14 protein-coding genes are annotated in these 13,730 nt (G+C 36.8%); 11 read left to right on the plus strand and 3 right to left on the minus strand.

The features are described 5' to 3' along the window. Positions 1-752: 752 nt before the first annotated feature. Entirely contained in the window at positions 753-1,688 is a 936-nt protein-coding gene (locus AC27G3_RS16255; protein WP_487123366.1) for a mechanosensitive ion channel family protein, read from the minus strand. A gap of 513 nt (positions 1,689-2,201) precedes the next feature. Here AC27G3_RS16255 and AC27G3_RS16260 point away from each other — a divergent pair. The 10 genes from AC27G3_RS16260 to acnA all read left to right on the plus strand — a co-directional run bounded on the left by AC27G3_RS16260 (position 2,202) and on the right by acnA (position 10,590). Next, complete coding sequence (locus AC27G3_RS16260) at positions 2,202-2,516, plus strand: DUF883 domain-containing protein (RefSeq protein WP_487123368.1); 315 nt, start codon at positions 2,202-2,204, stop codon at positions 2,514-2,516. A 72-nt stretch (positions 2,517-2,588) separates the two neighbouring features. Then, positions 2,589-3,020, plus strand: a complete 432-nt coding sequence (locus tag AC27G3_RS16265; RefSeq protein ID WP_487123370.1) for a hemerythrin domain-containing protein — start codon at positions 2,589-2,591, stop codon at positions 3,018-3,020. 67 nt (positions 3,021-3,087) lie between these two features. Next, positions 3,088-3,420, plus strand: a complete 333-nt coding sequence (locus tag AC27G3_RS16270) for a DUF883 domain-containing protein (protein WP_487123371.1) — start codon at positions 3,088-3,090, stop codon at positions 3,418-3,420. Between the two features lie 5 nt (positions 3,421-3,425). Next, the gene (locus AC27G3_RS16275) at positions 3,426-3,857 is read left to right on the plus strand and encodes a hypothetical protein (RefSeq protein ID WP_487123373.1); all 432 of its coding nucleotides are present in this window, start codon (positions 3,426-3,428) and stop codon (positions 3,855-3,857) included. Positions 3,858-3,872: 15 nt separating this feature from the next. Beyond that, on the plus strand, positions 3,873-4,112 hold the full coding sequence (locus AC27G3_RS16280) for a hypothetical protein (RefSeq protein ID WP_487123375.1): 240 nt from the start codon (positions 3,873-3,875) through the stop codon (positions 4,110-4,112). 94 nt (positions 4,113-4,206) lie between these two features. Further along, positions 4,207-5,538: a DUF2254 domain-containing protein gene (locus AC27G3_RS16285; protein ID WP_487123376.1), complete on the plus strand. Its 1,332-nt coding sequence runs from the start codon at positions 4,207-4,209 to the stop codon at positions 5,536-5,538. Positions 5,539-5,714: 176 nt separating this feature from the next. Further along, on the plus strand, positions 5,715-6,281 hold the full coding sequence (locus AC27G3_RS16290; protein ID WP_487123378.1) for a BON domain-containing protein: 567 nt from the start codon (positions 5,715-5,717) through the stop codon (positions 6,279-6,281). Positions 6,282-6,394: 113 nt separating this feature from the next. Continuing rightward, positions 6,395-7,144, plus strand: coding sequence for a gamma-glutamyl-gamma-aminobutyrate hydrolase family protein (locus AC27G3_RS16295; RefSeq protein WP_487123380.1), 750 nt, complete (start codon positions 6,395-6,397; stop codon positions 7,142-7,144). Further along, on the plus strand, positions 7,144-7,803 hold the full coding sequence (locus AC27G3_RS16300) for a TVP38/TMEM64 family protein (RefSeq protein WP_487123382.1): 660 nt from the start codon (positions 7,144-7,146) through the stop codon (positions 7,801-7,803). Before AC27G3_RS16295 ends, AC27G3_RS16300 begins: the two co-directional genes overlap by 1 nt. Positions 7,804-7,878: 75 nt before the next feature. Beyond that, a complete protein-coding gene (gene acnA, locus AC27G3_RS16305) occupies positions 7,879-10,590 on the plus strand; it encodes an aconitate hydratase AcnA (protein WP_487123384.1) in 2,712 nt (903 codons plus the stop codon). A 31-nt stretch (positions 10,591-10,621) separates the two neighbouring features. On the opposite strand, the gene AC27G3_RS16310 is transcribed toward acnA, so the two are convergent. Further along, a complete protein-coding gene (locus tag AC27G3_RS16310; protein ID WP_487123496.1) occupies positions 10,622-11,149 on the minus strand; it encodes a YqaA family protein in 528 nt (175 codons plus the stop codon). Between the two features lie 237 nt (positions 11,150-11,386). After that, on the minus strand, positions 11,387-13,015 hold the full coding sequence (locus tag AC27G3_RS16315; protein ID WP_487123386.1) for a response regulator: 1,629 nt from the start codon (positions 13,013-13,015) through the stop codon (positions 11,387-11,389). A gap of 124 nt (positions 13,016-13,139) precedes the next feature. On the opposite strand from AC27G3_RS16315, the gene AC27G3_RS16320 reads away from it, so the two are divergent. Further along, the gene (locus AC27G3_RS16320; protein WP_487123388.1) at positions 13,140-13,688 is read left to right on the plus strand and encodes a cytochrome b; all 549 of its coding nucleotides are present in this window, start codon (positions 13,140-13,142) and stop codon (positions 13,686-13,688) included. Positions 13,689-13,730: the final 42 nt, after the last annotated feature.

The following is a 13,730-nucleotide window of genomic DNA, read 5'->3' on the forward strand; positions in this document are numbered from 1 at the left end:
AAAGCCCGTTACGTAAGTGACGGGCTTTTTGCTTTCTATCACTTTAGTTTTTAAATGTTTAGCTGAATCGGAAGCTTAACTGGTTAAATCAGTTTAATGTGATAGGGCTAATAGGTAGTAATGGTAACAGTGGTAGTGTGACTCATGTTGCAGGTAAGCCCATGTGAGATTAAGACATTGCTAGACTTCCTTTTAGAAAAGCCCGTTACGAAAGTGACGAGCTTTTTGCTTTCTGTTGCTTTAGTTATTAAACGTTGAGCTGAATCGGAAGCTTAACTGGCTATATCGTTTAATGTGATAGGGCTAATAGGTAGCAATGGTAGTGTGACGCATGTTGCAGGTAAGCCCATGTGAGAGTAGGACATTGCTAGACTTCTTTTTAGAAAAGCCCGTTACGAAAGTGACGGGCTTTTTGCTTTCTGTTGCTTTAGTTATTAAACGTTGAGCTTAATCGGAAGCTTAACTAGCTATATCGTTTAATGTGATAGAGCTAATAGGTAACAGTGGTAGTGTGACTCATGTTGCAGGTAAGCCCATGTGAGGATAGCACATTGCTAGATTTCCTTTTAGAGAAGCCCGTTACGAAAGTGACGGGATTTTTGCCTTCTGTTACTTTAATTATTAAACGTTGAGCTCAATCGGTAGTTTCTTCTGATAACTGTATGAATGAGTGGTAGTGCTGATGTTCGTGCATGGTTGTACGTAAAAACCCGACATAAATATATCGGGTTGTATTTTTTAACTACATTGCATTATTGCTCGGGATCGTTTTGTCCTGTGGCTGGCTTTTCTTGTTTTAGCATTGTATTTAACTTCTCGCCTCCTTTCGCACCGAAGTCTAAGGTACGAATTGGGAAAGGTATTAAGATATCAGCGCCTTCAAGTGCTTTTTTAACGCCTATAATTGCTTTATGTCTAGCTTGCATAAAATTAGTATCGCCTGGGTATTTTATCCAAAACCACAATAACAGGTTAATTGAGCTATCCGAAAACTCTGAAGCATAAACATCTGTTTCATCTTTTTTAATAACAAAGTCTAATTCATTAATATGCTCAACAATTACTTTTGAAGCTAGTTCAGGGTCGTCGGCGTAGGATATCCCTACAGGGATTTCTACACGTCTTATTCCTATGCTCGAATAGTTTGTTAATACATTTCTAAATAAAATTTTATTGGGTATGACTTCTAATTGGCCAAAAAATGTTTCAACTAAGGTATTTCTAAGGTTAATGGTTTGAACAGTTCCGAAGACTTTATCTGCTTCTATAACATCACCAATTTGAAAGGGCTTCCGTATACCCATGGCAATACCAGCAATAAGGTTTTCAGTCATATCTTGAAATGCAAAACCTATCGCTAATCCAATAATACCGGCACCTGCTAGTAAAGAAGTAACCGTTCCTGATAATCCAAGGAAATCTAGCGCTATGAAAATACCAGTGACTAAAATACACATTTTAAAAATGGAGGCTAAAAGATTAGCAATTTGTTTAGAGTCGAGTGTTTTTGATAAAAAGCTTTTCATCATTTTACCTAACACTTTAGCAATGATGGAAAAGGTTATAGCAATGATAATTGCAACTACAAAATTTGGCAGATGCATTATGCTAGCTTCTAACCATGTCGCTAATTTTTCGCGAATGATATCCCAAACTTTTTCAATATTCATAAGTTCTATAAGTGTCATACAAGTCCTATTATTTATTTAGTTTTTATTCTTTTTTAGCTTCTGAGACCTGTTAACTCAAGATATATAGTATTAACAGAAGTATTCTTAATATATTAGGAATCATTTACAGGCTATTAGAATAGTTTAGGTAGATTAATCCAATATTCACGCCAAGTTTTAAGTTGTTGATATTTAGTGGGTTAATTAGCGTTTGCATTGGAAAATTATCTGTAATGTGTATTTTTTACATAGAACATTGTCAGTATTTCAATGGCAAACAAAAGCAATTAGAGTTAGTAAACCATAGCGGGTTTACAAAACTAGTTATCACTTTGTTTAGGGTAACTTTTGCAAATAAGTGGGAATTATTTACATAGATTAGAGTTAAGGAGATAAGTGAAATTATCAATTTTTAATTATAACATACTGATATAATTATCTTTAAATTTGTATTTTTTAAAGTGGCATACAGGTTGCTCTTTTAACTTTACTCATGCGGAATGTACTGCATTAATAAAGTGGGAGAGCAATATGACAACCTCAGCAAAAAAAGTTACCAATTCAAACGTTGACACCAATTACTCTGATTCACCTATTTCAGAAAAGGCCAATAAGAGGCTACATCAATCGGTAGATAACTTAACCCAAAGTACATCAGTAACCGAAGAGCAGTTGCGTCAAACGGCTCAAACATCAGTGAAAAAAGTGCTTGAGAAACAACGTCAAGCTAAAGAATATTGGGATCGCTCTGCTGTCGGAAAATACACTAGTGAAAATCCAGCGGCAACAGCAGGTATTGCGTTTGTAGCCGGTATGTTACTGACCAGTGTATTAAGAAAAAAATAGTTAACAAGTCTCAAATAGCAAGCTGCTATCAGTAATGCTGATATTTTTAAACATTCAATAAAAGGAGTATGTATGGAGATCTTTGAAGCAATTCGAAAAGATCATGAAAAACAGAGAGCTTTAATGGAAACATTGACTGAAACTTCTGGCGATACTAAAAGTCGTAGGAGAAATTTTTCAGAATTAAAGGCACAGCTAGATCAACACGCAGTAGCAGAAGAAAGATATTTTTATGCGCCTTTGATGAAGTCAGATAAAACGATAGGCGACTCGAGACATGGTATTGCCGAACATCATGAAATTGAAGAACTTGTTGAAAAACTAGAAGAGACAGAAATGAGCTCCCCGGCTTGGTTACATTTCATGAAAACACTGCAAGATCGTGTACTGCATCATTTAGCAGAAGAAGAAAATGAATTTTTTGAAGACGCTAATAAAGTATTGAGCAGCAAACAAAAAGGAGAATTGGCTGACGAGTATAATAAAGAAATGCAACAACTGTAGATGTTTTAATCTTAAGTTATTGATTATTTCTCAGCCATATACAACACCCAAAAGATAGGAGAGTAAAATGACAACTTCAACAGATACGCCAACAACAAAGAGTAAAACGAAAAGCAAAAAAAGTGTAACTTCAATTTCAAAGACACCGATAGCAGATAATGTGACTGAATCACTTCATCAGTCAGTTGATAAACTAGGCGATCATGCTGCATCAGCTGAAGAAAGGATACGTGAAACAGCGACAAGTTCATCAGAAGCAATGACAGAGAAGCAAGAACTTGCTAAGCAGTATTGGCAAGAATCAACTGTAGGTAAATATACCAAAGAAAATCCTGTTGCAACTGCTGGTATCGCTTTTGTTGCTGGAGTGCTGCTTACATCTTTGATTCGTAGAAAATAATTACTATGGATACATCAGCGCAGTCAAACACACGTGAGGAAGAATTAAATTCCCCTAACGATGATATTAGTCTCTCTGAGGTCCTTTCTGCTTGGGATAACTTATTCCGTGGTTTGAAAGCAAGATTTAGAAGTCAAACGTCGGTAATCTCAACAGATCTACGTCTTTCCTTTAAGGCTATAGTAGTGACACTATTTTGCATTATGGCTTTAGTGTGTTTGGGAGGAATTATATGGGTGACTCTATTAATTGGCCTAACATACGGTTTAATGTCATTAGGACTAAGCTGGGTATGGTGTATTTTAATCGTACTCGGCCTTAATTTTACTGCGCTGATAATCTGCAAAAAAATATTCGTATCAGCAATTCAATCGATCGGTATGAAAACATCGGCAGATCTCATATTTAATTCTGATCCTGATACTGAACAGTCATAAATATAAGGAGGACCTATGTTTGATCCTTTGAGAAAAGATAAGTTAAAACTAAAACAAGCAAGTATTAATGCTGAATTGGCCAAAAAGTACACGAATAGGCAGTTTAACAATGCAAAAATAAAAAGTGAGAAACTGATCTCTTCGCCAATGGGTTTAGTCACTATGTTTTCATTAGGAGCTTTAAGCGGTATGTCCTCGACTAAGCCTTTATCGTCAACCTCAACGCTAACTTCGATGTTATTTAAGCTCTTTTAAGTTTCAGCTTTACACTATATTGTTAAATTGAACCTTAACTGTCCTTTTTGTTGTAGAGTTAAGTGATTAAGTTACGTGTTAAAGAGGCTACAGAGTGCGAATTAATATTTTAAAATATGCGCCGATAATAGAAAAAGCGCGTACTAGTTTTTGGTTTTTACCTAGCTTTATGGTGTTGTCGTCAATAGTGCTAGCGGTGTTTTCTGTTTATATTGACGCCGTTTTTATAGACAGTGCTCAGCTATCAATTCCTCTTATTTATAGTATGGATATTAGTTCAACAAGATCTTTGCTAGGAACCATAGCAGGGGCGATGATTACGGTTACTAGTATTGCTTTCTCTATGACAATTGTTGCTTTAACTCTAGCTTCATCACAGTTTGGCCCACGTTTGCTACGCAACTTTATGATGGATAAAGGAACGCAAGTTGTTCTTGGTTTTTTCATTTCTAATTTTTTATTTTGTATTCTTGTCTTTTGTGCGCTTAGCTTTCAAGAGCCTTATGCTTTTAAACCAGGGCTAACGGTCGTTATTGCATTATTAATGACCTGTTGTAGCGTTGGCGTTTTAATTTATTTTATTCATCATGTTTCTAAATCTATTCAAGCAGATGTGGTGATAAACGATGTATACCAAGAACTTCAAAAAAGTATCGCGAATTTATTTCCTCTCACTAAAGAGGAATCAGAGCAAGCAAATAAGTCAGATGATAAAGAGACTGATTTGAAAGGTAAAATAGCTCCGGTAAAAGTGCTTGCACATTGTAGCGGTTATATTCAAACGACAGATCACAAGCTATTGCTAGCCCTAGCAATTGAAAAAAATATTTTAATTGAATGTAAATTCATACCAGGGAATTTTGTGGTTAAAAACTCAGTAATAGCACATATTCACAGTGATCAGGCAGTAGATGAAAGTGTCGTTAAACATGTAGCCAATAAAATTGTCTTGGGTTCGTATAGGACCCCTGTTCAAGATCCAGAGTTTGCTATTCATCAACTTGTTGAAGTTGCTTTACGAGCCCTTTCCCCCGGAATTAACGACCCTTATACGGCAATAACTTGTGTTGATAAACTCAACTCAGTTTTGTGTGAGTTAACTTCTAGAACATTTCCAGAAAATTTACGGTATGACAAAGATGATGTATTAAGGTTAGTTTGCAAGGTTTTAAGTTTTACTGATATTGCTAAAGCAGCATTTGAAAAAATTAGACAGCATGCAAGTGATGATATAGCTGTAACAATTAGGCTACTTGAGTCCTTAAATAACTTAATGTTATTTGCTAAAAACGACGCACAAAAACAGTTCGTGATTAGTCAAACTAAAATGATAGAAGCACACCAAAGCAGTCAAGCGATAGCAGAGGGCGATTTAAAAGAAATTAACGATAGAATCGCCTTAATTTTTCAAAATTTAGACAAATAGTTACTAAATTCAATCCTAAAACAACCACGTGTAAAAATTACCTATTGATAGGCATTTGTTACATAATATTTTCTATAGTTACCATGAAATTTTCATAAACTCCTTATTTTATAATCACTTAAGTTTTGGCATTGTATTAGCATTAAACACTGTGAACTTTTAACAGGAGAAAATTTATGAAACACACAACGCTTTCAATTATTATCGCAACTGCTATTAGTACAGCTTCTTTAACTGCAAATGCAGAAAACACATGGAAAGATAGTGCTAAAGATGCGTGGATTGATGGAAAAGCTGAATCAACACTTCTTTTTAATAAAAATTTAAACTCTTTCGATATCAATACCGATGTAAAAAACGGTACGGTTATTCTAACGGGTAAGGTAAATAATTCTGTCGACAAAGCCTTGGCTGGTGAGCTTGTAGCTTCGCTTGATGGTGTAAGTAAAGTGGACAATATGCTGACAGTTGTTGATGAGAAACCACAAGATGAAGACAGTGAAATGATGCAAGGTCTCAAAGACTCAAAAGTTGAAACCGTAGTGAAAACAAGGTTGTTGATAGAGTCGCAAGTCAGTGGATTAGACATCGAGGTTGATGTTGAAAATGGCGTGGTAACGCTAGAAGGTAAAGTAGGATCAGATTCTGAGCGAGATCTTGCCGTAACTATTGCTAAAAACACTGATGATGTAACACGTGTTATTAACAAGTTGGAAGTAAGAGACTTAGTCGCACGAAACTAAACTTTACTCATACATTAATTCCGCGCCTATTTGGGCGCGGTTTTTATTTTTATCTGTGTTTATCCGCATTCAGCTTGTCAATTTAGCGCAATTATTCATGCCAAGGAGTATTTTTGACTAACAAATCAACACCTAAAATCGCTATTACAGGGCCTAATCAATCGGGGACGATTGCTTGGTTGTTTACTGCTATTAATGTACGTATTGCTGGTGGAAAACCAGTTAGAGTCACACCTGATACCTTTGACGGTGTACTTGACTATGACGGCGTTATTATTGGCGGTGGGTCAGATATTCATCCAGAACACTATATAAAAGCAGAGGTTTCGCCTGTAAAGCGCACATTGTGGGTAAAACTAAAAGAGTGTTTATTGTATCCGATGGAGTTATTAAATCATTTTAGTTCATCAGGACACGATAAAGAACGTGATGATATGGAAATTAAATTTATTCATTATGCGTTAGATAATAATCTTCCTATTTTAGGCATTTGCAGAGGGCACCAGCTATTAAATGCTGAACTAGGTGGTTCAATGTATGAGTCGACTTTACCGCTCTTAAAAAAAGACGCAAGGATCCGGAGTCCTTTCCCTAGAAAAACGGTGTATTACATTACTGATGATTCGTTAATCTCAAAAATTACAGGGGATGATCCGCTGAAAGTGAATGCTATTCATTCTCAGGCTGTAGCAGAACCAGCTGATGAATTAAAAGTTACCGCTAAAGAAAAGGCGGGTATTAACCAAGTTATCGAAAGTAAAAACAATGATAGATTGCTTGGAGTGCAGTGGCATCCAGAGTATTTATTTTATATGAAAGCACACCGAAAAATTTTTAGCTGGTTAGTTGGGGAGGCAAAATAATGAAGCAAAAAAATATTATAAAATCGAGTATATTCGTTGGTTTAATATTAGGTGTTATTGCCTTATATTTTCTGACGCCTCTTAATCATTACCTTGAAATAGAGACTATTACTGAATTAGCAAGTGATGTTCCAGACAATATACTAACCGCGTTAATATTCTTGGGAATTTTTCTTGTTGGTGGTGCAATGCTCCTGCCAATACCCTTAATCGCATTTTCCGTTAGCTTGGTTTTCAATATATGGATCAGTGTACTGATTTGTATATTTGGCTTTCTTTTGGCGAGTTTAAGCGGCTATGGAATTGGTCGAGCACTCGGTGCTGACTTTCTTGGTTCCAAGGCAAAAAAACATACAGATACCATAAAATCTAAAATGGACGATAAAGGTGCTTGGGCTATTCTTGCCTTGAGACTAGCTCCGACTCCACCTTTTACTATTACTAGTATTTTAGCGGGCTCATTTAAGGTTAATGCTGTTGAATATACGCTAGCTTCAATCCTCGGCATTATGCCATTAGGCCTAAGTGCTGTTTTCTTTGGCAAAGGTGCTTTAGAGCTGATGAAAGAGCCATCTGGTTTGGCGGTTACATCTATTGTTGCCGCTGTTATCTTATTCGTGGTCTATTATGTTATTAAGAAAAAACAAACGGCTGAATAGCGATTAGAGAAATTTATTATCAATAATAGTAGTTTACCCCAAAAGAGGCTTATTAAAGACTAACAGGAGAGTAAAATGACATCACAAGGTCAACATAAATCGACCCTAACAGTGCAAGGTAAGGAGTATGAATATTTCGACTTATCCACAGTAAATGCTGATATTAATCGATTACCACTTACAGTCAAAATTTTATTAGAAAACCTGCTACGACACAGCGACAAGCAGTATGTTCAAGCAGAGGATATTCAAACCTTAGCTAAATGGGATATAACATCGCTCGCTGACACTGAAATAGCATTTGTTCCTTCCAGAGTCATACTGCAAGACTTTACTGGCGTCCCTGCAGTTGTCGATTTAGCCGCTATGCGTGATGCCATGTTAGATTTAGGCGGCGACCCTAATAAAATTAATCCCCTTAAACCTGTCGATTTAGTGATTGACCATTCAATAATGGTTGACGAATTTGGTAATAAGGATTCGTTTGCTCGTAATACTGAAATTGAAGTGGCACGTAACAAAGAGCGATATCAATTTTTAAAATGGGGGCAGAGTGCTTTTGATAACTTTAAAGTCGTCCCTCCAGGTAAAGGTATCGTACATCAAGTTAATTTAGAATATTTAGCGCGAGTAACATTTGTTGATGAGCAACAAGATACGCCACTGCTTTATCCAGACACTTTAGTTGGCACTGATTCACATACAACCATGATAAATGGTTTAGGTGTATTAGGTTGGGGAGTGGGAGGCATAGAAGCAGAAGCTGCAATGTTAGGCCAACCGGTGACCATGCTCATTCCCGAAGTAGTGGGAATGGAGTTAACGGGGAAACTACCTGCAGGGACTACCGCAACTGATTTAGTGTTAGCTGTAACGCAACAACTGCGCGCTTTTGGTGTTGTCGGTAAATTTGTTGAGTTTTTTGGTGCTGGCGTACAACATCTTACCGTGGCAGATCGTGCAACACTTGCCAACATGTCGCCTGAATATGGAGCAACCTGCGGCTTGTTTCCAATCGATGAGCAAACGACTAAATACCTCGCATTAACAGGTCGTAGTCAGCAACAAATCGACACTATTGAGGCATACTCTAAAGCACAAGGTATGTGGGGCAGGGAAGCGCAAGAGCAGGTTGAGTATCACGCAAAATTAAAATTGAATTTAGATACCATTGTGCCCGCAATTGCTGGACCTAAACGACCACAAGATAGAATTAATCTGGATCAAGCCTCGACAGCATTTCACGACTGGTTAACTGAACAACGAGAATTAGCTATTGTTTCAGATGATAAACAAAAAGCACGGTTTGATAGTGAAGGGGGTGTAGAGCATATAGGTTCTAAAACTTCTGTTTCTTATCGTCATAATGAACAAGATTTTGAACTACATGAAGGCGCAGTGGTCATTGCGGCAATTACAAGTTGTACTAATACCTCAAATCCATCAGTACTGGTTGCAGCCGCACTCTTAGCCCAAAAAGCCAATGAACTAGGATTAACCGTAAAACCTTGGGTTAAAACAAGCTTTGCTCCCGGTTCACAAGTTGTTACTGAGTATCTAGACAAAGCAGGATTATCAACAGCGTTAGATGAAATGGGGTTTAACTTAGTAGGCTATGGTTGTACAACGTGTATTGGCAATTCGGGCCCACTACCCGAAGCTATTTCTGAGGCTATTAGAGCAGGCGATTTATCGGTGGCGTCAGTACTGTCTGGCAATCGGAATTTTGAAGGTAGAATACATTCTGATGTAAAAGCGAATTATTTAGCATCACCACCGCTAGTGGTAGCATATGCTTTAGCGGGAAATATGAAAATAGATATTACCAAAGAGCCACTTGGCATCAGTAACGAAGGTAAACCTGTTTATTTGCAAGACATATGGCCGAGCCAGCAAGCCATACAAGATATTGTTACTCAAGTAGTTGACACTTCGATGTTTTCTCAAAAATATGGTGCCGTTTATGATGGCGGTGAAAGTTGGGAAAACTTAACTACAGTTGATGCAGATCTTTACAACTGGCCTGAAAGTACGTATGTAAAAAAACCGACGTTTTTTGCAGATATGCCAGCAGAGCCAGAGTCAACTAAGGCAATTAACAATGCTCGTTGCTTACTGAAACTGTCTGACAGTGTTACTACTGATCACATCTCTCCAGCCGGCGCTATTGGTAAAGATACACCTGCAGCCAATTACTTATCTGATAAACAAATTAAGCAAAAAGACTTTAATTCTTATGGTTCAAGGCGTGGTAATCATGAAGTTATGATGCGTGGTACTTTCGCCAATGTTCGATTGAAAAATCAATTGGCCCCTGGTACCGAAGGAGGCTTTACGCGTAAGCAACCCAGTGGAGAACCAATGTCAGTATTTAAAGCTGCACAACAATATATGACAGAAGGCATACCAACAGTTGTTATTGCAGGTAAAGAATACGGCACAGGTAGCTCTCGTGATTGGGCAGCTAAAGGTCCATTACTCTTGGGGATAAAAGCTGTTATTGCACAAAGTTACGAGCGAATTCACCGTTCTAATCTTATAGGAATGGGTATTTTGCCCTTACAATTTAAACAAGATGAAGACGCTGAGACTTATCATTTAGACGGCACTGAGCAGTTTTCAATTGAGGCGATAGAAGCCGGCCAAAAGCAGGTGAAAGTGAATGTGTTAAAATCTGATGGTGATAGTTTAAGCTTTGAGGCTGATATTCGGATAGATACGCCTAACGAATTTGAATACTTCCGCCATGGCGGTATTCTTCAGTATGTGATTAGGTCTTTATTATAAGCTTGATTAGTTCTATAAATTAATAGCTTTATCAAACAACTGTGCTTATTCCCCATGCGCACAGTATTAACACTGTTAAAGCTATTATTGTTTTAGTTTTATGTTTGCGTATTAATTGTTCTGCCTTATTACCTGCATAGTACACAACAATGGCTAAACCAAAATAACGTATAGACCTTGCAATAGTGGAGGCTATAAGAAATAAAGTAAGGGAGTACTTAGTTGCCCCTGCAGCAAACATAGCTATTTGGAATGGTACAGGCACAATGCCTAGCGTGAGAACAAACCAAAAGCCTTGATCCTGCATGTTCTGTTTAATTTGTTCAAATTGATCTGGGTTGGAAAAGGTATTAATAACCCAATCACCGACGGCATCAAATAAAAAGTAACCAAGCGCATATCCAAACAAAGCGCCGATAATACAACCAAGAGTTGCCATTAGCGCAATAATCCAAATTTTATCACGACGCGATTGCATTAAAGGAACCAATACTGCTTCTAAAGGTATGGGAACGATAATGGATTCTAAAAAAGACGCTACCGTTAAACCACTAAGCATATGCTTAGAGTTGATCAACTGGCGGGTTTTTTGTTTGATAACTTTATTGATACGTTTCTATCTTATTGTGAGTCGCCATTCTTGCAAATCTTAAAAAATCGCTTTATGGGATATTTGAATAAAAGCCTATCGTACCGAGTTACTCATTTTTTTCAACGAATTAAAGTTTCGTGGGAGATGCGAACTTTTCAACTAATTGAAAGTCTGCATCATTTATTCAAGGTTTGTTAATGTGCTTTAACCGGCTTTAAGTTGTGTGAACTTGTCTTTTAATTTGTTATATCTTAAATCGATATTCTTCGTTCTAGCGCAAGGAGCGAGAGCTGAGATGATTAAACTAGCTTGCCGTAAATTGTGCGTATCGTTTGGGGCGGCTTCATAGGCGACCAATAAAGCTTGAATAAGATTAAGCTTTATTCCCAAGTGTTGAGGGTAAAGTGATAATGCTTTGCGAAGTTTTTCAATAGCGGTTAAATAGTCTCTATTTTTATATAAACTTGCTGCACCATTAAGTGCTTGCTGTGCTTTTAATTTATCGGTTTCATCTAACGAACTGTCAGACAACTTATCCACCTGAGTCATTATTTCAAGATCATCACTGCACCTTTCAATCAATGAGGTGACTAATTGTTGCGCCGCTTGAAGCTCTCCTAGTTTGATTAAACTTTTATACACTTCAATTAAACTCGCAGGAGAGAGTGAATCTTGAGATTTATCTAAAAGAGTCTTGGCATTAGCGAACATTTCACTTGCAGATCTTGATTCATTAATATTTTTAAATAAACACGCAGAAAGCAAATTGGACTGTATTTTAAATTCTACTTGATTAAACTCTTTGGTCATCGATGCTAATGCTTTAAACGCTTTATTATTGAGTCTTTTAGCTAGGTGAACGGATATCTCATGAGAGTACTCAGCCAACGAGCGAGCAAATTTTAAAGCATTATCTGGGTGATGATGGATCGAGTTATAGGCTAAATCGTTGGTTTGTTTAAAAGCTTCTGTGGCTTTTTCATAATGTTCGTTAGTTAAACATAACTCAGCATAACATTTTAATCGAGCGACAGATCTTGGCGATATAAATAAAGCTTGCTCAAGAATATCTTCCGCCTTTTGAAACTCTTCTAGTGCAAGATATGCTTCTGATAGCCAATCGTAAGTATCGAGATAGCAGGGATAATGTTGCTTTACTTGATTAAATAAGTTGATAGCAGACGGGATTTTATTTTCTGATAATGCAATTTTACCTAAGCCAAGATTCGCCCAAGGACAATTAGGTTTATCTTGGTTACTCAAATATATTTTTTCGGCTAATTTATATTGTTCTAATTCAAAGTACTGACGTGAAATTATGCCTAAACATTCCAGTCGATAGGGAGTATTTTGAGTTAATGCGTCATTGCACAGTCGAATAACTTTTTTATGATTGTTATTATCTAAAGCGGTATAGATTTCTTTAAATGCCGACTTTTTTTGTATGCACCTATCCAAGCGTTTAGTTAATTCATTTACAGTATAAGGTTTAGTAAGATAATCATCTGGTTCGTGTTCTAATGCTGCCAGTACCATTTCTTGAGAGCTTTCTGCGGTAATAATGATAACAATACATTGTCGAGAAATGGCATTATGTGTTCTAAGTTCTTCGAGTAGTTGCTGGCCATTTTTTTGTTTTTCACCAAGATCGTACCCTAAGAAAATCACATCGTAATCAACATTTTGGCACATAGTAACCACATCTGTTGGATACAGAGTAGAGTCTATTTTATTGGCATTTAAGCTAAGCGAAAATTGCTTAAGTGCGTCTCTTGAAGGCTTAATATTATCAACAATCAAAAAGCGCTTGTCGCTATAATTGACAAAGGCCATAAAAATCCATTTCTTTATAAGGTTAATCGAGCTAGCTCGCACTAAATTACAGAATTAATTATAGTTTAAGGTATAATTATATACGTAATTAGCGGTTTAACAAATTGAAGAAAGTGAGGAAGCTATGACGTGGAAAAATAGTGCAAGCCATTACGGGAAACTATCGATGGCCTTTCATTGGCTGATGTTGATATTATTGATTGCTGTTTTTGCATCTATTGAATTACGTAGTATGTACCCTAAAGGTACTGAGGCAAGAGAATCAATAAAAGCATTACACTTCATGTTAGGTTTATTAGTCTTTATTTTAGTATGGATTCGATTAGGATTCAGGTTTGTTCAAATCACACCTAACATTACTCCTGCTCTCTCGCCAATACAGGAATGGTTAGCAAAAGGGATGCATATTGCACTTTATGCGTTAATGATTATATTACCTATTCTAGGGTGGCTAACAGTAAGTGCTGCAGGCAAAGACATTTTATTCTTTGGGCTTGAAGTGCCTCAACTTATCGCAACAGATAAGGATTTAGCCCATGAACTAGAAGATCTTCATAAAAGTATTGGAGAGTTAGGATATTATCTGATAGGTTTACATGCAATGGCTGCGTTATTTCATCATTATATTCAAAAAGATAATACGCTAACGCGAATGTTACCTTTTAAAAAATAAGCAAGTCGATAAAAGTCTGTTAAAATGCGCCGATACAATAGA

It is taken from the genome of Colwellia sp. SU-HH01217 (assembly GCF_057543495.1).

What these genes read in the sequence shown, in the direction of transcription:
- AC27G3_RS16255 (WP_487123366.1), bottom strand. Translation starts at nt 1,688, where the DNA reads ATGACACTTATAGAACTTATGAATATTGAAAAAGTTTGGGATATCATT.
- AC27G3_RS16260 (WP_487123368.1), top strand. Translation starts at nt 2,202, where the DNA reads ATGACAACCTCAGCAAAAAAAGTTACCAATTCAAACGTTGACACCAAT.
- AC27G3_RS16265 (WP_487123370.1), top strand. Translation starts at nt 2,589, where the DNA reads ATGGAGATCTTTGAAGCAATTCGAAAAGATCATGAAAAACAGAGAGCT.
- AC27G3_RS16270 (WP_487123371.1), top strand. Translation starts at nt 3,088, where the DNA reads ATGACAACTTCAACAGATACGCCAACAACAAAGAGTAAAACGAAAAGC.
- AC27G3_RS16275 (WP_487123373.1), top strand. Translation starts at nt 3,426, where the DNA reads ATGGATACATCAGCGCAGTCAAACACACGTGAGGAAGAATTAAATTCC.
- AC27G3_RS16280 (WP_487123375.1), top strand. Translation starts at nt 3,873, where the DNA reads ATGTTTGATCCTTTGAGAAAAGATAAGTTAAAACTAAAACAAGCAAGT.
- AC27G3_RS16290 (WP_487123378.1), top strand. Translation starts at nt 5,715, where the DNA reads ATGAAACACACAACGCTTTCAATTATTATCGCAACTGCTATTAGTACA.
- AC27G3_RS16300 (WP_487123382.1), top strand. Translation starts at nt 7,144, where the DNA reads ATGAAGCAAAAAAATATTATAAAATCGAGTATATTCGTTGGTTTAATA.
- acnA (WP_487123384.1), top strand. Translation starts at nt 7,879, where the DNA reads ATGACATCACAAGGTCAACATAAATCGACCCTAACAGTGCAAGGTAAG.
- AC27G3_RS16310 (WP_487123496.1), bottom strand. Translation starts at nt 11,149, where the DNA reads ATGCTTAGTGGTTTAACGGTAGCGTCTTTTTTAGAATCCATTATCGTT.
- AC27G3_RS16315 (WP_487123386.1), bottom strand. Translation starts at nt 13,015, where the DNA reads ATGGCCTTTGTCAATTATAGCGACAAGCGCTTTTTGATTGTTGATAAT.
- AC27G3_RS16320 (WP_487123388.1), top strand. Translation starts at nt 13,140, where the DNA reads ATGACGTGGAAAAATAGTGCAAGCCATTACGGGAAACTATCGATGGCC.